Annotated in this window: 18 protein-coding genes, 1 pseudogene and 1 CRISPR repeat array (1 of these 20 running past the window's edge); of the genes and pseudogenes, 6 read left to right on the top strand and 13 right to left on the bottom strand. The window is 40.7% G+C overall.

All coding sequences use genetic code 11. The features are described from left to right. Positions 1-1109 (bottom strand): WD40 repeat domain-containing protein (locus V7K31_RS23570; RefSeq protein ID WP_335097225.1); only part of this gene is annotated, 1109 nt, incomplete at its 3' end. Position 1110: 1 nt separating this feature from the next. Then, positions 1111-2676 carry an AAA family ATPase gene (locus V7K31_RS23565; protein ID WP_335097223.1) on the bottom strand — a complete coding sequence of 522 codons (1566 nt, stop codon included), beginning with the start codon at positions 2674-2676 and terminating at the stop codon, positions 1111-1113. 67 nt (positions 2677-2743) lie between these two features. Between V7K31_RS23565 and V7K31_RS23560 the strand changes: the two genes are divergently transcribed. Beyond that, entirely contained in the window at positions 2744-2872 is a 129-nt protein-coding gene (locus V7K31_RS23560; protein WP_335097222.1) for a hypothetical protein, read from the top strand. Between the two features lie 710 nt (positions 2873-3582). Here the strand turns inward: V7K31_RS23560 and pheT are convergent. Next, on the bottom strand, positions 3583-6045 hold the full coding sequence (gene pheT, locus V7K31_RS23555) for a phenylalanine--tRNA ligase subunit beta (protein WP_335097221.1): 2463 nt from the start codon (positions 6043-6045) through the stop codon (positions 3583-3585). 738 nt (positions 6046-6783) lie between these two features. Between pheT and V7K31_RS23550 the strand changes: the two genes are divergently transcribed. From V7K31_RS23550 to V7K31_RS23540, 3 genes are read left to right on the top strand one after another with little or no spacing between them, the layout of a single operon-like run. Further along, on the top strand, positions 6784-8490 hold the full coding sequence (locus tag V7K31_RS23550) for a Mu transposase C-terminal domain-containing protein (protein WP_335097220.1): 1707 nt from the start codon (positions 6784-6786) through the stop codon (positions 8488-8490). A 3-nt stretch (positions 8491-8493) separates the two neighbouring features. Beyond that, complete coding sequence (locus tag V7K31_RS23545; RefSeq protein ID WP_335097219.1) at positions 8494-9330, top strand: TniB family NTP-binding protein; 837 nt, start codon at positions 8494-8496, stop codon at positions 9328-9330. Next, positions 9330-9839 carry a TniQ family protein gene (locus V7K31_RS23540; RefSeq protein WP_335097233.1) on the top strand — a complete coding sequence of 170 codons (510 nt, stop codon included), beginning with the start codon at positions 9330-9332 and terminating at the stop codon, positions 9837-9839. The genes V7K31_RS23545 and V7K31_RS23540 overlap by 1 nt, the downstream gene beginning before the upstream one ends. 53 nt (positions 9840-9892) lie before the next feature. On the opposite strand, the gene V7K31_RS23535 is transcribed toward V7K31_RS23540, so the two are convergent. Together V7K31_RS23535 and V7K31_RS23530 are read right to left on the bottom strand one after the other, a co-directional pair. After that, entirely contained in the window at positions 9893-10588 is a 696-nt protein-coding gene (locus tag V7K31_RS23535) for a M48 family metallopeptidase (RefSeq protein ID WP_335097218.1), read from the bottom strand. Next, complete coding sequence (locus tag V7K31_RS23530) at positions 10585-13764, bottom strand: type I restriction endonuclease subunit R (RefSeq protein WP_335097217.1); 3180 nt, start codon at positions 13762-13764, stop codon at positions 10585-10587. The genes V7K31_RS23535 and V7K31_RS23530 overlap by 4 nt, the downstream gene beginning before the upstream one ends. A 212-nt stretch (positions 13765-13976) precedes the next feature. On the opposite strand from V7K31_RS23530, the gene V7K31_RS23525 reads away from it, so the two are divergent. Next, positions 13977-14807: a hypothetical protein gene (locus V7K31_RS23525; RefSeq protein ID WP_335097216.1), complete on the top strand. Its 831-nt coding sequence runs from the start codon at positions 13977-13979 to the stop codon at positions 14805-14807. Between the two features lie 11 nt (positions 14808-14818). Here V7K31_RS23525 and V7K31_RS23520 read toward each other — a convergent pair whose 3' ends face one another. From V7K31_RS23520 to V7K31_RS23485, 8 genes are read right to left on the bottom strand one after another with little or no spacing between them, the layout of a single operon-like run. Continuing rightward, positions 14819-14980, bottom strand: a complete 162-nt coding sequence (locus V7K31_RS23520; RefSeq protein WP_335097215.1) for a hypothetical protein — start codon at positions 14978-14980, stop codon at positions 14819-14821. Next, positions 14949-15419, bottom strand: coding sequence for a type II toxin-antitoxin system antitoxin DNA ADP-ribosyl glycohydrolase DarG (darG, locus tag V7K31_RS23515; protein ID WP_335097214.1), 471 nt, complete (start codon positions 15417-15419; stop codon positions 14949-14951). Before darG ends, V7K31_RS23520 begins: the two co-directional genes overlap by 32 nt. Before the next feature lie 2 nt (positions 15420-15421). Next, positions 15422-15694: a HigA family addiction module antitoxin gene (locus V7K31_RS23510; protein WP_335097212.1), complete on the bottom strand. Its 273-nt coding sequence runs from the start codon at positions 15692-15694 to the stop codon at positions 15422-15424. 9 nt (positions 15695-15703) lie between these two features. Continuing rightward, a complete protein-coding gene (locus tag V7K31_RS23505) occupies positions 15704-17017 on the bottom strand; it encodes a restriction endonuclease subunit S (RefSeq protein WP_335097211.1) in 1314 nt (437 codons plus the stop codon). Further along, positions 17010-18077 (bottom strand): hypothetical protein, encoded by a 1068-nt coding sequence (locus tag V7K31_RS23500; protein WP_335097210.1) that lies wholly within the window; start codon positions 18075-18077, stop codon positions 17010-17012. Before V7K31_RS23500 ends, V7K31_RS23505 begins: the two co-directional genes overlap by 8 nt. Then, entirely contained in the window at positions 18078-18656 is a 579-nt protein-coding gene (locus tag V7K31_RS23495; RefSeq protein WP_335097209.1) for a Uma2 family endonuclease, read from the bottom strand. A gap of 2 nt (positions 18657-18658) precedes the next feature. After that, positions 18659-20329, bottom strand: a complete 1671-nt coding sequence (locus V7K31_RS23490) for a type I restriction-modification system subunit M (RefSeq protein ID WP_335097208.1) — start codon at positions 20327-20329, stop codon at positions 18659-18661. Continuing rightward, on the bottom strand, positions 20281-20709 hold the full coding sequence (locus tag V7K31_RS23485; protein ID WP_335097206.1) for a MerR family transcriptional regulator: 429 nt from the start codon (positions 20707-20709) through the stop codon (positions 20281-20283). Before V7K31_RS23485 ends, V7K31_RS23490 begins: the two co-directional genes overlap by 49 nt. Before the next feature lie 77 nt (positions 20710-20786). Between V7K31_RS23485 and cas12k the strand changes: the two are divergent. Continuing rightward, a pseudogene (gene cas12k / locus V7K31_RS23480) lies at positions 20787-22700 on the top strand (type V CRISPR-associated protein Cas12k). A 460-nt stretch (positions 22701-23160) separates the two neighbouring features. Continuing rightward, positions 23161-23421: a CRISPR direct-repeat array (repeat unit 37 nt; unit sequence GTTTCAACACCCCTCCCAGCTAGAGGCGGGTTGAAAG); it runs 369 nt beyond the window's last position.

Here is a 23421-nt window from a genome sequence, read left to right as displayed (position 1 = left end):
GAGATTTCCTTTCCTGTCTGCAAATCCCACAGTTTCAGGGTCTTGTCACCAGAACCAGAAATGGCTGTTTGACCATCTGGGGCGATCGCTACTGCATTTACCGAGTCGTTATGACCAGTCAGGGTAGAGATTTCCTTTCCTGTCTGCAAATCCCACAGTTTCAGGGTCTTGTCACCAGAACCAGAAATGGCTGTTTGACCATCTGGGGCGATCGCTACTGCTGTTAACGAGGAGTTATGACCTCTCAGGGTCGAGATTTCCGTTCCTGTCTCTAAATCCCATAACTTCAGGGTGTTGTCCCAAGAACCAGAAACGGCTTTTTTACCATCTGGGGCGATCGCTACTGCTGTTACCGAGTCGTTATGGCCTATCAGGGTAAAGATTTGCGTTCCTGTCTCCAAATCCCACAGTTTCAGCGTGTTGTCACGAGAAGCAGAAACAGCTTTTTTGCCATCTGGGGCGATCGCTACTGCATATACCGAGTCGTTATGACCTGTTAGGGTAGAGATTTCCTTTCCTGTCTCTAAATCCCACAACTTCAGCGTTTTATCCAAAGAACCAGAAACAGCTTTTTTCCCATCTGGGGTGATCGCTACTGCTCTTACCCAGTAGTTATGACCTGTCAGGGTACACAGCAAATTTCCGCCTGGAGTGGTTAAGCTGGCTGTAATGGGTCGAAATCGAGGAATTTCACTTTTACTTTCTACTGCATCTGCCAATATTTTCTGAATTTCTGGCTGGGGAAAACTTTGCAACCTTCCGCATAATTGTCCTACTAATTGATTGGGGTCTTGATTCAAAACATGGGCTGATAACTGTAGCGCACGTTGAATTAATTGGAGTGTTTTGACTTGTTCGGGGTCTAGTTTCTCTTCTTCCTCTAAGCTATTTAATATCTCTGGGTCATCAATCAAATAAAAATCCCTAATTAGGGGTTCTATTCCAAATTGAGGATATTGAACTTTCAGAGAAATAAAATCAAAATCTGTGAGAGTTTGATAATACTTTTCCGAGTTACCCGCTTTTAATTGTTGTTTAGGAAATTGTCCAAGAAAAAAATTTTGAAATTCTACTGATTTTGAGGCTAATTTAGTGGCAATTTCCCCCATGTTATTCCATCTGCTTTGCCATATAATTAGCCATACTCTTATTAACTTCTCTAAACAATTTTCGACCTTTACCTAGTTTGTCTTGGCCTTTGAGAAATTCCAGAAAACTTCGATGATAAATACTATAGTAAGTTTTTTGTTCATCTTCATTTACTTTCGGTGTTACATACTCAACCCAATCATTTAACACCGATTTCACCTCATATTCATCCTCATCAATAATTTCCGCAATCATGTTTATGGATATTGGCTCACCTCTTTCTACCAATATATAGAGTATTTTTACCTTCTTTTCATTCGATTCATTATCCATCCCCATCCGATTCCAATGAGTCGTATAATAGTCCTGAAGACCTTGTGGTAATCCCTTTAAAGTTAAATCATTGTATTTACCTTCAGAGATTCCCGGCAATAAATAGCGCAAATATATAAAATTATTTTCACTCTTGATAGCTATTTCCTGAGTAAAATTATCTTCATAAATATTGCGCTCATTAATCCAACTTCTCAGGTTATAATCATTCTTCAAAAATAAGTGAATATACTCTTTAACATCTTCCTGACTCAAAGCTGTATAATCACTTTTTGTTAAATCTAATTCATCTACAGGAGTATCTGGAGACAAAGTTAAACGTTTGGTTTCTTGATTATAAAGTCTTCTAGTTAATAAAAAATAAACTCCATCGAGAAGATTTTGTGGTAAATCTAAAAGATTCCCATTTCCTTCTTGTTCTACTTCATCTAGTGCATCAACAATGATTACAAGTTTTTGTCCTTTTAGTTCTTCACTGGCTTTTTGCAGGAAAGTTCTTAAATCAGCATTGTCTGCATTTTGGAGAGAATGACGCTTAATTAATTGTTGACGAATACTGGCTAAAAACTTTTCTGGTTTGTTGCGTCCTTCTGCGAAAACATTAAAATAACAAGGAAATTTAGTAGCTAAAACGTATTTAGCAGCAATGGCACTTTTACCCATCCCTGCATCTCCAATCACACTAAAATAACCCTTATTTTGAGTTGTGAAGAATTTCTGAATGGCCTTGAAAACAAAATCACGACCGCAAAATAAGCGAGTTTTTTCAAATATTAAGGCTTTAAAATCTTTGGGATAAACATCTAGATTCCAATCTGGATAAGGCTGATATTTCGAGGCTTTCGTTTGTTTAGCAACTGCAATAAAAGCTTCCCCAAATTCTTCTAATTCAGCCAAAAAGTTAATTTTAGCATTAATTATCTGCGTTTTTAGTTCGCTATTTTTATTTAGATGTTTTTTGGTATTATTTACGAATTGAAAGGGAGTATTAGAACTGTAAGCATCCCAAAAATAATCTTTAATTACTCTCTCTCTAAACAGGTTTAAAATTGCTTCTGGCTTAAATACACCATACCTTACCAAAGTGTAAACATAAACAGTATCAATATCATTAGGAATTTGGGTAGGATTGAGTTTTAATTCCTGTAAAACTTTGTTAACAGCTTCGTTTTTTTGACCTTGTTTGATGATTAGTTGACTAGCTTGAGGAGCATACTTACTAATCAATGAAGTAATAGCGGCAAATTCTATCATGGTTGATTACCGAAAATTTACTATTTGCTTATGAGTAATATTACACCACATTATAAAATAAGTACTATTGAGCAATATTAATGGTGCGGCTGAGGTTGTGTTTAAACATCTGCCAAAACTTGCTGGTGCTGCTAGAGCTGCGACTAGTGTGGGCAAAGCCTACGCACGGGATTGTAATTGTGATGCTGTAAAATAAAAGTATTTAATTAGACATATTTTTTAATAAAAGCACTGACTTGCGGAACTAAAGGAGACTAGTATTATTAGATGCGATCGCTACACCTGATATATAGGATTACTATTTGATTTTTGAAAAAATCTAAGTGTTCGTAGGGTGTGTTAGACGGAACGTCGTAACGCACCAAGAGCTTGAGATGGTGCCGTACTCTCGGCGCTTACACAACGCCAGTTGCTTCACTTGGGGAAACCCCTCTGAGCGACTGGCTCCCCTACGTATCTTTTCAGAAATCAAATATGAGTCCTATATAAAATCATCAAGTTACTTAACGGTGGGTAGCTTACCGCAGGTTTCATGTTTTTAGACCACACTCTTGCGTTCTTCTCTGCGTCTGAAGCTACGAGTGCATGATTGCAAAAATATGGTTCATTTACCTGAAAATAGCTGTAATACCATTTCAATACGTTGGTAAGGGCATGGCAATGCCATGCCCTTACGAGAAATCTATGTGTATCAAGGTTTTCGTGAAATGGGTTAGGCAATTATATTTATGTAGTTCAATGTTTAAATCTAGGGTTTCAAACAACTCTAATCGCCCCAATTAATCTACTGCTAAAACTGCTGCTTCTAATCCCAAAGCTAATACCAGAGTCTCAAATAGAGTATTCCCAGGTTTAACCTGGGAACTAGACCAAAAAACTCCTGTACAGACGCGATTAATCGCGTTTCTAACTTCTCAAATTGACGCCGAATTTTTCCACCAAGGCTTCGCGGACTTTATTGTGTACTGGTTCAACTTCTGCCTCGGTGAGGGTGCGATCGCTAGCCCGATAAATTAAGCGAAATGCTAAACTTCGCTGTCCTTGGGGGACATTTTCGCCACGATATTCATCAAATAATTCCACCGATTCGAGTAAATCTTTACCAGCTTTGGTAATTACTTTTTGAATTTCGGCAACTGAGATTTTCACGGGTGCAAAAAAGGCGATGTCGCGATCGCTAGCTGGATAGGTAGAATAGGGCTGGAATGTTGGGACGAGGATTTCATCTTGTCCTAGAGAATCTAAAAGCACATCTAAATCCAACTGGAAAACATAAACGGACTCTGGTAAGCCTTTTTCTCGTCGCAATTGGGGATGGAGTTGCCCAAAAATACCCAGTCTGTTACCCTGAATCCACAGAGAAGCGGTGCGTCCTGGATGTAAGCGATCGTCGCGGCGATCGGGTTGAAATTCGATTTCCAAGCCAAGTTGCTGAAATACACTTTCTAAAATGCCTTTGGCTTCAAACCAGGTGATGGGTTGTTCGCGTCCATTTTTTGCCCATTTGCCTAGAGAGCGATCGCCTCCCACAATCCCAGCAAGGGCTTCTGTTTCTTGCAAACCGTCTTCTTCGCGCCAGAAAATTTGCCCGATTTCAAAGCCGTTAAGGGCACCATTACCTTGCTCTAAATTGTATTGAAAGGCGTCAATCAACCCAGATATCAAATCGGTTCTTAGCGCTGAATATTCGACAAATAAGGGGTTTGACAGTACTATCGGTCTGTCTTCTCCTGGTTTGACTAAAGAATAGTGAATTAATTCTGTCAAACCTTCAGCCCGGAAGAAAGCCCGTAACTTACGAATCAGTTCCTCGTCTAAAGGCAGATAACCACCTTCCGATTTTTCTGGTAAAGTATCACAGAATCTGTTGTAACCATAGAGACGGGCGATTTCTTCAATTAAATCGATTTCTCGCTCTAAGTCGCGGTAACGATAGGGTGGGACAGAAACTGACCATGTGGGTTGATGGGTGCTATCTTCTCCTGGGACATTGCCTGAAGGAGTCAACTGACATCCTAATGCAGTCAGGATGCGCTCAACATCTTGTTCTTGGAGTTCACCTGTGTCCTCTTCCAAATCGATTGGCCCCAATATCTGATTAACTCGGTCTAAACGCAGTGCGATAGAACGACTCCAGGTAGAAGGATGGGGGCGGGTGTCGGCAATTTCCTGCTGGACTAGAATTCCACTAGCTAATTCGCTAATTAAGGATAAGGCGCGGCGATTAGCTATTTCCAACTCAGCCCGGTTAACTCCCCGTTCATATCTGCCAGAAGCTTCACTTCTTAAGCCTGCACTGCGGGAAGAACGGCGAATTGACACAGAATCAAATAAAGCTGCTTCTAAAACTAGACTTTTAGTCCCTTGATGGACTTCAGTTTCTTCTCCACCCATGACTCCCGCTAATGCAACGGGTTTGTCGTTAGCAGTAATTAACAAATTTTGGGTTGATAGGGTGCGAGTTTGTCCATCCAGGGTTTTGAGGGATTCTCCAGGAGTGGCGAAACGAACGCCAATTGTTAAATTTTCACCATCTGCAACAGATTGTAGGCGATCGCAATCAAAGGCGTGTAGTGGTTGTCCCCATTCCAACAAAACGTAGTTAGTAATATCCACAACATTACTTATGGGACGTACTCCAGCAGCCCGTAAACGTTGTTGCAACCATTCGGGAGATGGAGCAATTTTGACTTGTTCAATTACCGTACCAATGTATGCAGGACAAGCTTGGGTATCGGCAATTTTTAAAGCTAAATTTCCTTTACTTTTGATAATAGAGACTTCACTAGGTTCAGGAATGCTCAACTTTCCATCTGTTAAAGCTGCTACTTCCCGTGCTACGCCTACCATACTCAGAGCATCAGCGCGATTAGCTGTTGCGGTAAGGTCTAAAATTACATCATCTAGACCCAACAACGGACGCACGTCACTACCCAATGGTAAATTTTCCTGGGTAAAAATATGAATTCCGTCTACATCAGTGGGCAAACCGAGTTCTTTTAAAGAACAAATCATCCCCTGAGATGCGACACCACGCAGTTTCGCAGGTTTAATTTTTAAATCGATGTTGGGTAAGTAAGTACCCGTAGTTGCCACTGGCACATATATGTCTGCCTTCACATTGGCAGCACCACAGACAATATTTAAAGTCTCATCAGCACCGATATCTACTTGGCAAACACTCAATTTATCGGCGTTGGGATGGGGTTGACGCTCAAGCACTTTCCCGATAACCACGCCATTTGCCCAAGTGCGGCGATCTTCAATATCTTCAACTTCAAACCCCGCCATTGTCAGGGTTTCGGCTAATTCTTCTGGACTAAGTTTTATCTCTACTAGTTCGCGCAGCCAATTTAGAGAAATACGCATGGAGTGTGCTTGTTTTAGGAATCGTCTTTTGTTCTCATTTTAGGGTGCCTGCTAGCGATCGATGGCTACTCGTCCCGCAAGGTGTACCCTTTCACTTGAACAATCCTACTACGTTAGACTGGCAGAACAATATTACTTTTTTATCTTTATCTTTGCATCCTTTGCGATCGCCTGGAGTCAGATGAGAATTTTAAAAAATTTTTAATTTTTTATCTTCAAGGAAATGAAAAATTACAGCAGAATTCAAGTATTTGAACCACATCTGTCGTAGGGGCACAGCAATGCTGTGCCCCTACCGCGTGGTCTATTTACCTGTAAAAATAGCTGTAATGTCTTTGCCAATATTTGTCCGGGTAATGGTTCGTGCTTTGTACAAACAGATTTTAGTTAGCGATGCCTAGGTTGGGCTACGCCTACGCAGTTGACATAACCTTTCGATGATGTGGTGAGTCTTACAAAGGTTGTACATTAACTAATTATTTGTCAATTTAACAAAATATTGTCATAAACTTCAAAATACCTAAACCCCTGATATGGCAAGGATTATATCAGGGGTTTTGCTATTGAAGACAGTAATACCCCTCCAAATCAGCATTAATAAATTAAATGTCAAATAGCTGAAATTTCGCATTTTAATTGTCACTTCCCAGAAACCTGGAAAATAATGGTTTTGCATAAATTAACAAATTATTTGTCAACATATTAGTATAATACAACCATGTTTTGATAAAACATAGTATGCAGAATACAGAATCTTCTACAACTTGGGCAACCTCCGCAGATGTTAGTAACGATCTTGCTGAAGCAAACGTTATAGTTTCTAAACTTTCAGATGAAGCTTTGCTGAAAATGGAGGTGATTCAAAGTCTTTTAGAAAATAGCGATCGCACTACATATACTCAAAAGCTCAAGGAAGCGGCAGAAAAACTTGGTAAGTCAGTACGTACAGTACGACGGCTAGTAGAGAAATGGGAACAGGAGGGTTTGGCTGGACTGGCGCAAAATCAACGCCTGGATAAAGGGAAGCACCGAGTTGATGAAAACTGGCAAGAGTTTATTTTGAATACTTATAGGGAGGGTAATAAGGGAAGTAAAAGGATGACTCGCCAACAGGTATTTATCAGAGCCAAGGCAAAGGCTAATCAACTGGGAGTTAAGCCTCCTTCCCACATGACGGTTTACCGAATTTTACAACCGTTAATAGATAAAATTGAACAAGCTAAAAGTATTCGCAGTCCGGGTTGGCGTGGTTCGCGCTTATCAGTTAAAACCCGCGACGGAAAAGATTTACAGATAGAACATAGTAACCAAGTTTGGCAATGTGACCATACCCGTGTTGATGTTTTATTAGTAGATCAGCATGGCAAAATTCTTAGCCGTCCTTGGTTAACAACGGTTATTGATAGTTATTCGCGCTGTATTATGGGGATTAACTTGGGCTACGATGCACCAAGTTCTCAGGTTCTAGCTTTGGCGCTACGTCATGCAATTTTGCCCAAACAATATGGTTCAGAATATGGACTTCACGAAGAATGGGGTACTTCTGGTTTGCCGCAACACTTTTATACGGATGGGGGTATAGATTTTCGTTCAAACCATTTACAGCAAATAGGAGTCCAGTTGGGATTTGTTTGTCATTTGCGCGATCGCCCATCTGAAGGTGGTAGTGTCGAACGTCCATTTAAAACTCTAAACACAGAATTATTCTCAACTTTACAAGGATACACAGGTTCAAACGTTCAAGAGCGACCAGAGGAAGCTGAGAAAGAAGCTTGCTTAACGTTGCGGCAATTAGAGCAAATGTTGGTGCGTTACATCGTTGATAACTATAACCAGCGACTTGACGCTCGAATGGGCGACCAGACAAGATTTCAACGTTGGGAATCTGGTTTAATTGCTTCCCCTGATTTACTTTCCGAGAGGGATTTGGATATTTGCTTAATGAAGCAAACACGGCGACAAATTCAACGCGGGGGATATCTGCAATTTGAAAACTTGATGTATCGAGGTGAACTCTTAGCTGGTTACGCGGGGGAAAGTGTTGTGTTGCGATATGACCCCAGAGATATCACAACGATTTTGGTTTACCGCACAGAAGGGAATAAAGAGGTATTTCTTGCTCGTGCGTATGCTCAAGATTTGCAGACAGAGGAACTATCTCTAGATGAGGCAAAAGCTAGCAGCCGTAAGGTCAGAGAAGCGGGTAAGGCTGTGAACAATCGCTCAATTTTAGCTGAAGTTAGAGAACGCGAAACATTCCAAACTCAAAAGAAAACTAAAAAAGAGCGTCAGAAAGTAGAACAGGCTGAGGTCAAAAAATCTAAACAACTTATACCTGTTGAGCCAGAGTCATCAGTAGAGGCAGTATCTATTGATAGCGAACCTGAGCCAGAGATGCCGGAAGTTTTTGATTACGAACAAATGCGTGAAGATTACGGATTTTAGAAAATGACTTCAAAAGAAGCTCAAGCAGTCGCTCAACAATTGGGTGATATTCCCGTTAATAGTGAAAAATTACAGACGGAGATTCAACGATTAAATCGTAAAGGTTTTGTCCCACTTGAACAAGTGCAAATTCTGCATGATTGGTTGGAAGGAAAGCGGCAATCAAGACAATCTGGGCGTGTGGTAGGTGAGTCGAGAACGGGAAAAACAATGGGTTGTGATGCCTATAGGCTTAGGAATAAACCCTCTCAAGTTGCAGGAAAACCTCCAACTGTACCTGTGGCTTATATCCAAATTCCTCAGGAGTGCGGTGCTAAGGAATTCTTTGGGGTAATTATGGAGCATTTGAAATATCAGGTAACTAAAGGAACAGTGGCAGAAATTCGAGATAGAACACTGCGGGTTCTTAAAGGTTGCGGAGTGGAGATGTTGATTATTGATGAAGCCGATCGCTTTAAGCCGAAAACTTTTGCTGAAGTGCGTGATATTTTTGACAGGTTGGAAATAGCAGTGATTTTGGTAGGAACTGACCGCTTAGATGCAGTGATTAAGCGCGATGAGCAGGTTTATAACCGTTTTCGGTCTTGTCACCGTTTTGGAAAGATGTCAGGGGAAGATTTTAAGCGAACGGTGGATATTTGGGAGAAACAAATACTGAAATTGCCAGTTGCTTCCAACCTTTCGAGTAAAACGATGTTGAAGACGTTAGGGGAAGCAACTGGAGGTTATATCGGTTTGATGGATATGATTCTCCGAGAGACTGCAATTCGGGCTTTAAAAAAGGGACTGCAAAAAATTGACTTGGAAACTTTGAAGGAAGTAGCTGCTGAGTACAAATGATGGAAGTGGAAAATATTAAGCCTTGGCTGTTTAGAGTTCAACCATATCAAGGAGAAAGCCTGAGTCATTTTTTGGGACGCTTTCGACAGGCAAATGATTTAACCCCTACTGGGTTAGGTAAAGCCGCAGGACTTGGGGGTGCGATCGCACGCTGGGAAAAGTTTCGCTTTAATCCCCTTCCTGCTAGCCAGCAGTTGGAAGCATTGGCTGTTGTAGTGGGGATTGATGTCGATAGGTTAGTGCAGATGTTACCACCTGCTGGGGTGGGAATGAAAATGGAGCCTATTCGGTTATGTGCTGCTTGTTATATCGAGTCGCCTTGTCACAAAATTGAGTGGCAGTTGAAGGTGACACTGGGATGCGATCGCCACAAGTTAAGCTTGCTTTCAGAATGTCCTAACTGTGGTGCAAGGTTTAAAATTCCAGCTTTGTGGATAGATGGACATTGCCAGAGGTGTTTTATGAGATTTACAGAAATGAGAAATTATCAAAAATCTGTAGAAACTTGACACATTTTTTCAACTTCGTCTAAATGCGATCGCTCCTATCATTTCACATATTTCTAAAGGTTATAAATTGCCCCATTCTCAGCTAACCACTGCTTCCGCTCAAGATAATCTGGCACAATCCGCTCCACCCTATGCCAAAATGCATTGCTGTGATGCGGTTCAATTAGATGCACCAGTTCATGAACTGCCAAATACTCAATCATCGCTCGTGGTAGCATTGCTACTCGCCAGTGAAAATATAAATCCCCTTTGTGTCCGCAAGAACCCCAACGATTCCCTAACTCACGTACTTGCACTGAATTAGGTGAAGTAGTGACTCGTTTAATCAGTGTGGCAATTTGTTGTTCTACAATTGGTTGAAGGTGTTCCCGATACCACTGAATAAAGTGTTCTCGTCCTTGAGCTTGTGCTGGGCGCTGTAACTCAAAGCGGCTTTGATATAGTCTTAGAGATGGCTGTTGTTCAAGCTCTACTATTTTGAGGCGATAGCTGCGTCCTAAATAGTAAAAACCTTCACCTGATACGTATTCTTTAATGCTGACGGTTGGATTTAATGACTCTTTTTTTAAAAGTTTGCTATAAATCCAGTAACGTTTCTCGCTGACAATTTTTTCTAATGTTTCTATTGGCACTTCTGGGGGAGAAGCTAAGACTAATTGACCGTCACGTTCAACGGTAATACCTACGGTACAGCGTTTAGAACTGTGGCGAATTTCAAAACTCAGGTCGCCAAAGGTTATGCTTGTCATACCATTAAACTATCACGATTTCTCCTAGCTAGTTGGACTAATTTATCCGCAACTTCTTCTAGTTGGTCGTAACTTACTAAATCGCGCTCATCCAAGTAACCTGCTATCCACCTTCTCAAATCTTCTTGGACTATTTGGCTACCCCAATTTACCCGTCGTACTTCTTCGCGGATATGTTCGACAATTTCCACAGTTGTTTGAGCAAGTTCGGGGAGTTGTTTTTGGGAATATTCACCTAAAATATTGAGAAATGGCATTTGAGTTTTAGGATCTAATCCAGTCTCATCTGTAGTACGGCCAGCTTGGATTTGTTCGATGTACTTCCGCAACGCTTCAACTTTTTCTTCCCAGTTATCAGCCAAAGATTCAAGGATTTCTGTGAGTTTTTCACTTAAATTTTTGTAGTAAACTGGGTCTTCTTCATAATTTACGCTGATATGGTGACGAGCAGCGAATTCCATTTCTGCGGCTTGTGCTTTAATTGAGCGATGGCGCTGGACATGGATTTTAAAATCCAATGACATGATATCAATCGGTGGCACTTTTGGGTCAATACCTTGCGATTCAATATATTGGTCTATTAATGCCCTAACTTTCTCTTTGGCGCTAATGATGTTCAGTTTTTCATCTCTGTAGAGGTCAGCAACAGCTTTTTTAATAAAGCCAAGTTTTTTGGCATCTCGAACAAAATTATAGAGTTGACGTGCTTCTGAACGCGGCAGTATTGTATCAAGAGTGTTGAGGAAATCTTGGAAATATTCATTAAATTCAACTCTGAGCCGTTCATCTAGGAGCAAGTCTACACAAGCATCTACATCATCAATTGTGCAGCCATTTTTAGTAAATAGAGCAATAACTCGCTGGTGTCTGTCGCGCAATTTTGGCAATTCTGCACGAATATCAAACCAGGCTAATTCTGTATCAACATTCTCGTAAACTGAGAGTGCAGTAGCGATATCAACACCGTAATAATCGACTACTAACCCTTCTGTTTTTTTATCATTATACACTCGGTTAACACGAGCGATCGCTTGCAGCAATTCGTATTCTTTTAGTGACCTGTCTAAATATAGGGCTTGTTCTAACGGTGCATCAAAACCCGTTAATAGCATATTTTTGACGATTAAAATCGCTAAACTATCTTGGTCTAAAGACTTTTTAAATTTCTCAATATTAATTTCTTGTTGACTTTTATCTGTCCACTTTTTCCAGCTTGGATAATCTCCTTTATCGCCAGAGATGACAGCAGCAAATTCTAGCTTGCGTATAGTTTCAAGATGAGGGAGTGCTTGAGCAAAAAAACGATTTTCGGCATCAAGAGATTCTAAAGCCTCAGTATCGAGACTTTGCAGAATGGGGGCGCGGTGTTCTAGCTGCTGTACTATTTCCCGTTGCGCTTCCACAAATCCCTCTTGGTAACGGACTGCGGCGAGACGGGTAGAGGCGACTACTTGTGCCTTAAAGCCTCCTGCTAAAATGCGCTCAATATAATGACGCAGCATACTTTTAGCTTTGGCTTTAATTAGTTCTCGTGCTTCGCCAACTTGGGTTTTAGTCGCATACTTAGCTTTAATTTGCGCCCGTTCTTCTGGAGTTTTATCAGCAAAGATAATTTCAAAAAGTTGGTCGAGGTCATCACCTTGAGTAATAGTACCTCTAGCTTCTAATCCTTCGTAGACAATGGGCAAAGTGACTTTATCTGCTTGGGATTGGCGGATATTGTATTCATCGATAAATGAACCGAAAATTTGCAGCGTGGTTTTTTTGGCAGCTTTGACAATGGGTGTGCCAGTAAAGCCGATACGGACACAGTTAGGTAAAGCTTCTAATAAATTGGTGTGGAGGGTTTTGGCGTGAGAACGGTGTGCTTCGTCAATTAGCACTAGGATATTTTTGGAAGGATTGAGGTTTTTCGGAATTGGTTCAATTTCTGCTTCTTCCTCAGAATCTTCGCCACTTTTAAATTTCTGAATCATCCCGAAGACTAAGCCAGCGCCTGGTTGTTGCAAGTATTGTTCTAGCTTTTTGACCTTTTTAGCTTTTTGTAATGGTTCCCCAGTGAGGATGGCGGTATCTGCAAGTTGTGTTTCTAAGTCTCGGCGGTCAGTGACAACCACAATTTTAAAGCGGCGTAATTCTGGGATGGTGCGAATTTTCCGAATTAAGTAAACCATTGTCAGGCTTTTACCTGAACCTTGGGTATGCCAGATAATACCACCGCGTTGGTCATCTGTGCCATGTTGGGCGCGGGTTTGGTTGTGTTGGAGTCGGTGCAATGCTTTGTATACTGCGCGATATTGCTGGTAACGGGGAACTATTTTAATGGTGCGATCGCCGCTAGTTTTAAATAAGGTGAAATTATGCAGGATGTCGATAAGATTAGCTGGTTTCAACATCCCGGCGATGAGGGTTTGGCGAGAATTCAATTCAGAAGCACCTAATTGTGCGGCAATTTCCGCTTGGAGGCTGGGAATGGTATCTTTCCAATCAACATAATGTTCATAATTTGCGCTGATGGTTCCGGCTGTTGCCCGTCCTCTCGATGCTGCTATCATCAGCAGGTTGTAGTGGAATAATCTTTCAGCGCCTTCTGGTTGACTGCTACCCCGTTGGTTGGAATATTTCAATAAGTCTTGAATTGCTTCAGTTATCGGGTTATCTAGATTGGGACTTTTGCATTCAATCACTACTAAAGGAATGCCGTTAACAAGTAGTACCATGTCTGTGACTATAAACCCCCGATTACCTGTTGCCCAAGGCGGGTCTACTCGGTATTGATTGATGGCTAAAAAATTGTTGCGATCGCAATGTTCAGGGTCAAATTCAATAAAATGTACCGTATGCTGTTTACCATCTTGCTCTAAAACTGTAGTGCCTTTGAGTAGTAATTCTGTGGCGGCTTGGTTAGCTTCCATTAATCTATTTGCACCCAGGCGTTCTAACTGACTAACTGCGGTTTGAACTTGAAGATCATCAAGCCAGGGATTACCGTTGTCATCCAGGTTGATACGTTTGATAGCAGCTTTGAGGCGCTCTGTCAGTAGAACTTGCTTGAAGTTTTCTCGTTCGGTAACTTGAGGGTCGTTCCAGTTACCTTCCAGATAATGCCAACCCATGCTGATGAGTTGATCAATAGTTGGTTTTTCAACATGAGTAAATTCTGGGCTTTCTGGCATTATTTTTGTTTTTGGGCAGTAGTTCAGTATTTATACTTTTATTTCAATACTAAAAAGTATCATTTTTAGCTACTTGTTTTACCTTTATAACATCCGTTTCTTTTTTTACATCTATAATTTAATGGTATAAATGTACTATTAATAGTGCTTATGGTCAAGCTATAACCAATCAAATACACTGAGCATAGTTATTACCGTATCTAATTAATATTATGAAAAATTCTAGACAATCGATTGTTGAAAAGTTTAAAAAGAAAGACAGAATTTGTAATATCTGCCAACTAGAGAAAGAATTATCGGAAGACCATGTGCCTCCTCAAGCTTGTCCTCCAGCTAAAAATACAGTTATTTCTAAGCTGTTTTATCAAATGATTGGAGAACGCGGCTTTCGTCCCAGAATGTCTCAAAATGGAGTAAGTTATAAGACAATATGCAGCGATTGTAATAACAAATTGGGTAATAGATATGATTGGGCTTTAGGTGACTTTAGTCAGAAAATTGAAAGTTTTGTTGGAAGTAGCGTAATTCTGCCAGATTCTTTTGAGGTTGAATGCTATCCAAATGCAATTATGCGTTCTGTTTTAGGTCATCTTCTTGCAGCGAAAACAGAGACGGATGAAGTCGTTATAGATACGGTTGTAAGACCTTCTATTCTAGATCCGTCGTTGCCGATTCCTGATGATATTCATATTTTTTATTGGGTTTATCCTTATGAAACAATTAGTATACTCAGGGATTTTGCAATGCCAGCCGTAAGAGGAAACCTCCAAACAAGTGGTTTTTTTAATATGATTAAGTTTTATCCGATTGCTTTTTTGATTACTCACCAACTCCCCAGCTATGAAAAATTACTAAGTTTGCATCAATTTAATCAGCTTCCTTCAGGCGACAAGGCTAATTTACAAATTGATTTACGTCCTATAAAGCGCTCTACATGGCCGGAAGAGTGTCTTGGAGAGGAGAACTTTCTTGTAGTTGGTCGGGCTGCAAATGATTCGGTTTATGCAGTTCCTAAACTTAAGAAAATAAAAAATCATTCTTAAATTGATAATTTTTATTGCATCTCCGTGGCAGTTAGCCAATTTTGCTCATACAAACGCTGCCAAGCTTTGCGAATATGCTGGGCTTTAAATAGGTAGCGCTTTCTTTCGCTCCATTCATGTACCAGGGCGATCGCTTGCTCACTATCTTGTGCTAGTTTGGGGTAACGGCTCAAAAATAATTACCTGTACATCTGGTAGTTGAGCGAAGGCTAATTCTATCAGTGGCTTAACATCAGCCCACTTCAAGCCACCATTACCACATCCTAATGCTGGCATTGCAATTGATGTAATACCCAATTCCTGTACTTGTTGCACTAAAGCCACCAGTCCACTTTGAATATCTTCTATCTTTGAATTATTTCTCCAATGGTGTTTTGTGGGGAAGTTGATGATATATCTGGGATTTAACAAGCTATCTGTTGTTACTGTAAACATCTGTCCTGGCTGTACTTTACCAGCGCGACAGGCTTGTTTATATAGACGAAAGTTTTCAGGATAAGCCTGCTTGAATTGCAAGGCAATCCCTTTACCCATTACACCGACACAATTAACTGTGTTAACTAGGGCTTCGGTTTTTTCTTCTAACAGGTTGCCTTGCTTAAATTCAAACATAATTAGTTAACTTTGTTATCTTTACTTACAAGATGAAGTTTATACTGAACCTCTAGATTTATCCAAAAATCAGGAGTCGTATCTAAGGCTTGCGACAATTTCATAGCTATTTCTGGTGTAATTTCCTTCTTTCCTTTTATAATTTCGTTGATGGTTAGAACTGCACAATTCATCATTTCTGCTAAGTATTTCTGTGTCCAGCCACGCACTTCTATTTCTCTACTTAAAATTTTTCCTGGTGTTGGTACTCTTGCTGGTGTTAGCTTCTGGCTCATACTGTGGGATTATTTGATTGTGCTAACTCGCACTTTGCCAGTTAATAAGTCTTGCATTAGCCCCTGTTTTTGAAGTTTGAGCTTGTTAAGGTAGGCTTCTTCTGTGGAAATATGAGTGTCATAAGAATCAATTACTGTCGAAATAGCATTTTGTTCATCTATTGGTGGACAAATAACTTGTAGTTTTCCTACGACAGAACAGTTTAAAGCTTGCTGATTACTACCTTGACTTGAGCCTCTGACATACTCGTAATTAACGTCAAGGTAATGAAATAAAAATTTACAATTAAATGAATAACAAGGAAGAATTGCACCAAAATTTTGATTTATTGCTGCCTCAAAAGCTAAATAAGCAACCTTACCACGAGTAATTCCTTGACCAATCATTGCAACGAGAATTGTTCCTACAGGCAAAAGACGCAAACTACATATCTGTAAGGCAAAATTAGTGATAAACTCATCCGATTGAATGATAATACGTTCATGAACTTTGCCAGTAGTTAACCAAGGAATTGTTCCTTGATTCCAAAATTTATACTCTTCTCTTGATGGAGTTGTACCATTTTCAATGGTAGTTACTTCACTAAGTTGCACAACTCCCCAATCTTTCGGAATCTGTCCCAGTGGTGAGTCTTTGAACTGTTCAGGATGTGCCTGTAAATCTCTCAATTTGCCATCGTCATCTAACCCGCATGTGAGCAAGTCTTGCAGTAGTCCGGCTTTGGTATGTTTAAGTTTTATAATAAGGGAAGATGTGCGTGCGATCGCTTCATCCACCGTATCCAAAATCTCAGCAATACGTCGCTGTTTAGATAAAGACGGAAATCGAAAGAAAATCTTGCGGAATACTGATTGTTTAATTCCTAATACTGTTGAACCTGTTGATTTTTGTTCTAATCTTCGGCGAGACTCAGACCAATTCAGTAACCAAAATAAATAACCAGCATCAAGTGCTTCAGGGCTAGCGCGAAGTGTAAGAAGACGTTGAGCTAAAGCAATTTTATAACTGGGAACTCTTGCAACATTTCCTAAAGGAGCTTCAGTTGTAAACAGAACATCTTCAGCTTTTGGAAATCCCCGTCTCATCCAGATGTCATAATTTGTTTCGTCAATATATTCACGCGGTTCTGGATCTAAATATCCATCACGAACATTTTTAGCAGTAATTAGAGGAACACCGGAATTAGTTTTTTCGGGAGTTTTACCTCGATAATCAATAATTTGTTGAAGTTTATTTTCTATGGCGCATACTTCCCAATCCTTTGGAATCTTCCCCAAAGGCGAATCCTTAAACTCCTCATTCTCAACCAAAACGTCATGCATACCCCAACCCCTGCAAAAACTCATTCAACTTCTTCGCTGCTGCATCCCGTTCCGTCTCAATATCTTGCAACGTCACCCGATACTTATCCCAGCAATTTTCTACCGCAGCAATCACCTGCTGACGGTGCGCGGTAACATATCGCTCCAATTCAGCAATTAACCCATCTTTGAAAATGGCTAACACCAAATCTCGACAATCTTCATCACTCAAATCAGCCCGCGCAGCGTCCAAACGCTTCACCAATTCATTCTTTAATGTCTTTAATTCTGCCTTCGCTTCCTTCAACTGTTTAACAATTTCCCTATAAGGTTCCAGTTGGGCTTCTATTTCGGCAATTTCCGCTTCATTCTCTGCAATAAAAACCTCAAGTTCAGCAATTTTACTCCCATTCAATAAAGGTGTCTTCTTTAAAATCTTGAGTTCCTTCTTTGGCTCTTTTATCGAATTTTTTATATACTTAAGGTCTGTCTCTAAATCCTTGACAATATTAACTGCTTCTGATTCTTCCCCTTCCTCAACATCAGCCTCAGCTTCCTCTCCCTGCTCAAAAGCTGACTTTTGCTGTTCTAATTCCGCAATTTTCGCCTCAGCCTCATCAATATCTTGTAAATAATCCGGCATCAACCGCGCCACCAATTTATGATTTAGAGGGTCAAATTTCGCCTGCTTTTTCTTCTCATCCTCATCTTGCTCTAAAGCATCTTTAATTGTATCTACCCAACTATCAACCAAACCGCCAAAATCTGACTCTGATAAAGTTCTGAGTTCATACCTTTGTTCATTCCACCAACTAGCAACCACACCCGCTACTTTAAAGCGGTCAAGTAGCCCCACAGGTGTTAAAGTATCTACAAAAGAACTCCAAAACTCAGTGCGGAGTTCCATCACCTTTTTAGTTTTAGGCAACTCACTCAAACTGGCAGAGTGTATTTGCCACCAAGCAGCAAACACACTATATAGTCTACCTTCTTGCTGTTGAACGCCAGCATCAGATTCTATAAAAGTTTTAATTTGCGATCGTTCAGTAATAGTAGAAATAAAATCAATATAATCAGTCATCTATGCAAAAATATGCTGTAAGTTTAAAACAAAACCAGGAAGAACATCTTCACCCGATAAACTTGTAGGAGCTTGTAAAACTTCTGGTGCTTGATTAGAACGATAAATTATTACTTGTTTATCTCTAGGATTAATTAACCAACCAAGTTTTAACCCATTTGCTAAATATTCCTGCATCTTAGCTTTAGTATCTTCCACATCATCAGTTTCAGAAACTAATTCCACTGCAAAATCAGGACACAAAGGGAGAAATTTCTTTCTTTGTTCTGGTGTAAGAGCATCCCATCTTTCTATTTTTACCCAAGAAGCATCAGGTGAACGAGTTGCACCATTGGGAAGTTTAAACCCAGTAGAAGAATCAAAAGCTTTTCCGAGCTTATTTTGTCGGTTCCAAACTCCTAAATCAAGATACAGTTCAAAATTACGGTTTCCCGTTTCTCCACCAGTAGGTGCCATGATAATTAATTCCCCTTCAGCAGTCAATTCCAACCTTAATTCTTTATTCACAGCTACAATTTGTGCAAATTCCTCATCAGTAAATTGCAGATTAGGAGGTAATTGTAAGGTTAAAGCTGTCATAATTAATTGCGCTCCACAAAAATCCTAGTTGCATCAAACCCATGTGCGGCTAATAGATTTGACTTAGCCTCTACCTCTACTTTAGGAATTCCCCCCAACAAATGCGCCCGTACATCGTGCGGTTCTGGCGGTGGCGCGTTGTCAGCATAGCGGCGGATATTGCAGTTGTAATCGTTGTCTTTTAATTCTTCCTTAGTTACTACTGCCGAATATGCGGGTAAAGACACAAAATTTTCAAATACCCAGGAAATCTTTTCGATATGCTCAGGACGCAAATAATTTTGAGCGCGGCCTGCATAATATTCAGCATCAGCATTAATAAACAAAACTTTTCCCTGACGTTCTACAGGTTTCGCCCCTTGTGGACACATCACCAAAATACAGGCGGGGATACCTGTGCCATAAAACAAATTGGGTGGTAAGCCAATCACCGCTTCTAATTGATCGTTTTTAATGAAACTCTCCCGAATTTTCTTTTCTTCTCCGCCGCGAAACAGCACCCCATGCGGCATTACCGTCGCCATCATCCCATCAGTTTTGAGAACAGCTAACATGTGCTGGGCAAACATCAAATCTGCTTTTTTACCAGTTTCAGGACAATAACCATGTGTAAAGCGTCCAGGGAATTGCATTCCCTCACGGCTATAGTTTTGAGAAAAAGGCGGATTACTGATTACTCTGTCAAAGCGGATCAGTTCACCGTCAGCAATATGCAAAGGATTAAAGAGGGTATCGTCATTATGTATATCTGCATCTCGAATGCCGTGCAGCAGCATATTAATTTTGCAAATTGCCCATACGCCGCCGTTATTATCCTGACCGTATAATGCTAAATTTCTGGCATCACGACCGCATTCTTCTACATATTGCTTGGACTGAATTAACATTCCTCCAGAACCACAGCAGGGATCGTAAACTGACATCCCAGGTTGGGGTTTTAACAGGCGCACCATCAGCTGCACCACCTCACGCGGCGTATAAAACTCGCCCCCTTTTTTCCCGGCTGAATCTGCAAACTCTTTAATCAGGTACTCGTAAGCAGCACCCAGCAAATCAGGAAATACAAAATCTTCATTTCGTAAGCGATATTTATTGAAGTGTTTAATCAATTCGCGCAACTTGACATCAGGAATCCGACTTCTACCAACTTGACGGTTGAAATCAATGTGTCCCAGTACACCCGCCAATGCTTGGTTACTTTCCTCAAGTGCTGCCAAAGCTTTATTTAATCCATCAGCTACGTTTTTATGTAGCTCATCACGAATATATGCCCACCGCGCCTTTTCTGGCACAAAGAAAGTTTCTTTGTAAGTGAGGGGGCTTTCTGCCCTGATTTTCGCGTCTTCGTCTGTGCGTCCCCTTTGCAAATTCTGCTGCCAAATCTGCTCATACTGCTGCTCAAAGACATCCGAGGCGCGTTTTAAAAAAAGCATCCCGAAGATGTATTCTTTGAACTCCGAAGCGTCCATCTTGCCGCGCAGAATATCAGCAGCAGAAAAAAGATGACGTTCGAGTTGCGGCAGCGTGAGTTTGCCCATAGTAGATGCTGAAATTCCGACACTAATGCTTTGCCAGTATAGCTCTTGTTGAGAAACACTCCAAAACAGTTCCAATTTGCTTAAGTCTAATCTTTCAACTTGCTGGCTATACGCTCGTGTATGGTATCCAACCATACTGGAATTACAGGTTGGCCTGCTTTTATTTGGGCGATCGCTTGTTCTAATTCAAACTCTACAAGTTCGAGCGATCGCTTGTGATTGCCTCGTCGGAGCATCCACCGTGTACCTTTACCAGATTCAAATAATTCTGGTTCCTTATCTTTCAATGTTTTAAGCGTAGTAGTAGCAACATCGAAATTTAGCCCCATAGACAAAAAATATAACATTGCTGCCAGTTCCATTAAATTCGGCTTTGAGTAATAAATACTACGCCCTATCCCAGTCTCACCGATAACAGGTATAACTACACCCTTTTCTCGCCAGTACTGGAGCTGGCGCAGAGTGCAGCCTGTGATTTCAGCAGCTTGTTTACTCGTAAAAAAAGTTTCCTGCATGAAATCATTTTAGGCACAGCATTTTATTTAACATATATGGTATTATTGAACATAATATGTTTTTAAATTTAAAATCGATGAGTCAAAACACGATCCAGTGTCGTCTTGTCGCTAGTGTTGTTACTCGCCAACAGCTATGGAAGCTCATGGCAGATAAAAACACACCACTGATTAATGAGTTACTGCTTCAAGTAGCTCAACATCCTGACTTTGAAACCTGGCGGCAAAATGGAAAAATACCTACTGGGAAAGTCAAGCAACTGTGTACAGTACTCAAAACCGACTCTCGCTTTATTGGTCAACCAGGACGGTTTTACACGAGTGCGATCACTAGAGTTAACTACATCTACAAATCTTGGTTAGCACTGATGAAAAGGTTGCAGTACCAACTGGAAGGCAAAATTCGCTGGTTGGAAATGCTCAAAAGTGATACTGAATTAGTAGAAGCTAGTGGTGTTAACTTAGAAAGTCTTCGTATCAAAGCTGCTGAAATTCTGGCTCAAGTTACACCCCAGTCCGACATGGTTGAACCACAACCAGTCAAAGGAAAGAAAGGGCAAAAAACTAAAAAATCCAAAGATTCAGATAGCGATCGCAGCGTCTCCAAGAGTCTATTTGAAGCTTACAAAAATACAGAAGATAATCTCAGCCGTTGCGCTATCAGCTATTTGCTTAAAAATGGATGCAAAGTAAGTGATAAAGAAGAAGATCCCAAAAAATTTGCCCAGCGTCGGCGCAAAGTAGAAATTCAAATTGAACGTCTTACAGAGAAGCTAGCTGCTCGAATTCCTAAAGGAAGAGATTTAACAGATGCGAAATGGCTAGAAACTCTCATGATTGCTACTCAGAAATTTCCTAGTAATGAAGCTGAGGTGAAATCATGGCAAGACAGTCTATTAAAAAAATCTAGTAGAGTGCCTTTTCCAGTTAGTTTTTAAACCAACGAAGATATGACTTGGTTTCAAAACAAAAATGGGCGTATCTGTCTGAAATTCAATGGTCTTAGCGAACATACTTTTCAAATATATTGTGATTCTCGCCAACTCCATTGGTTTCAACGTTTCTATGAAGACCAGCAAATCAAACGGCTCGGTAAAGGGAAGCACTCTAGTAGCCTCTTCACTCTCCGAAGTGGACTCATTGCTTGGCAGGAAGAGGAAGACAAAGGCGAACCTTGGGATGTTAACCATTTAATTCTTTACTGTTCTGTAGATACTCGTCTGTGGACAGATGAAGGAACAAACCTAGTTAGAGAAGAAAAAGCAGAAGAAGTTGCTAAGGCTATCACCAAAACTAAAGCCAAGAACGACCTCAATGAAAAACAGCTAGCTTATATAAAAAGGAAAAACTCTACATTAGCCAAAATTAATAACCCCTTTCCCCGTCCAAGCAAACCCTTATATAAAGGGCAATCTGATATTCTTGTTGGTGTTAGCCTTGGTTTAGAAAAGCCTGCAACAGTAGCAGTAGTTAATGGCTCTACAGGTAAAGTGCTTACCCAGCGCAGTATTAAACAAATAATTGGTGATAATTACAGATTACTAAATAGACAGCGACAACAAAAACACTCCTTATCTCATCAACGCCAAGTAGCTCAAACACTAGCTGCACCAAATCAATTCGGAGAATCAGAGTTAGGACAGTATGTAGACAGATTGATAGCTCAAGAGATTGTGGCGATCGCCCAAACATACTCTGCTGGAAGTATTGTTCTACCTAAATTGGACAATATGCGAGAGCAAGTTCAAAGCGAGATTCAAGCCAAAGCTGAACAAAAATCAGACTTAATAGAAGTTCAACAAAAGTATGCCAAACAGTACCGAGTTAGCGTTCATCAATGGAGTTACGGCAGATTGATGGCAAATATTCACTCGTCAGCTGTTAAGGCTGGAATTGTTATAGAGGAGTCAAAACAGCCAATTCGAGGTAGTCCACAAGAGAAAGCGAAAGAATTAGCGATCGCTGCTTACCATTCCCGCAAAATAAACTGATTGACAAAACACCGAACCTTGACAATAAAATAAGGAAATTCAACAGCGCCGCAGTTCATGCTTGTTACAAGCCTCTGTGCTGTGTAAATTTGGGTTAGTTTGACTGCTATTAAACAGTCTTGCTTTCTGACCCTGGTAGCTGCCCACCTTGATGCTGCTGTCCCTTGCGGACAGGAATAAGGTGCGCCCCCAGTAATAGAGGTGCGGGTTTACCGCAGTGGTGGCTACTGAATCACCTCCGACCAAGGAGGAACCCACCTTAATTATTTTTTGGCATGGTAAAGCGGGGGCGATTTCCCTGGGACTCCTGCCAAAACTTTAAATCGCTTGTTTAATAAGGTTTATAGCCTTTAATGTGTCAGTTGATTTACTTTTTTAAGTATTAACTGATGGGCGATTTTGGGAGACGTGACAAAAATGCCTTTATAACTATTGGTAAATCAAGAGTTTGAAGCGCAGGGTTTCAACACCCCTCCCAGCTAGAGGCGGGTTGAAAGAGCTAGGTCTTGGTATTGCAACACAAACCGTTAATGTTTCAACACCCCTCCCAGCTAGAGGCGGGTTGAAAGTCTAGGCACTGAAGAGGGTCATCGTCGGCATCGTTGGTTTCAACACCCCTCCCAGCTAGAGGCGGGTTGAAAGAGACTATCGCACAGCACTATCCTTCGCATCTGTATGGTTTCAACACCCCTCCCAGCTAGAGGCGGGTTGAAAGCTATCG

The organism is Nostoc sp. (assembly GCF_036917675.1).
In the GTDB taxonomy this organism is placed as follows: Bacteria; Cyanobacteriota; Cyanobacteriia; order Cyanobacteriales; family Nostocaceae; genus Nostoc.
This window is presented reverse-complemented; position numbering and strand designations above follow the sequence as displayed.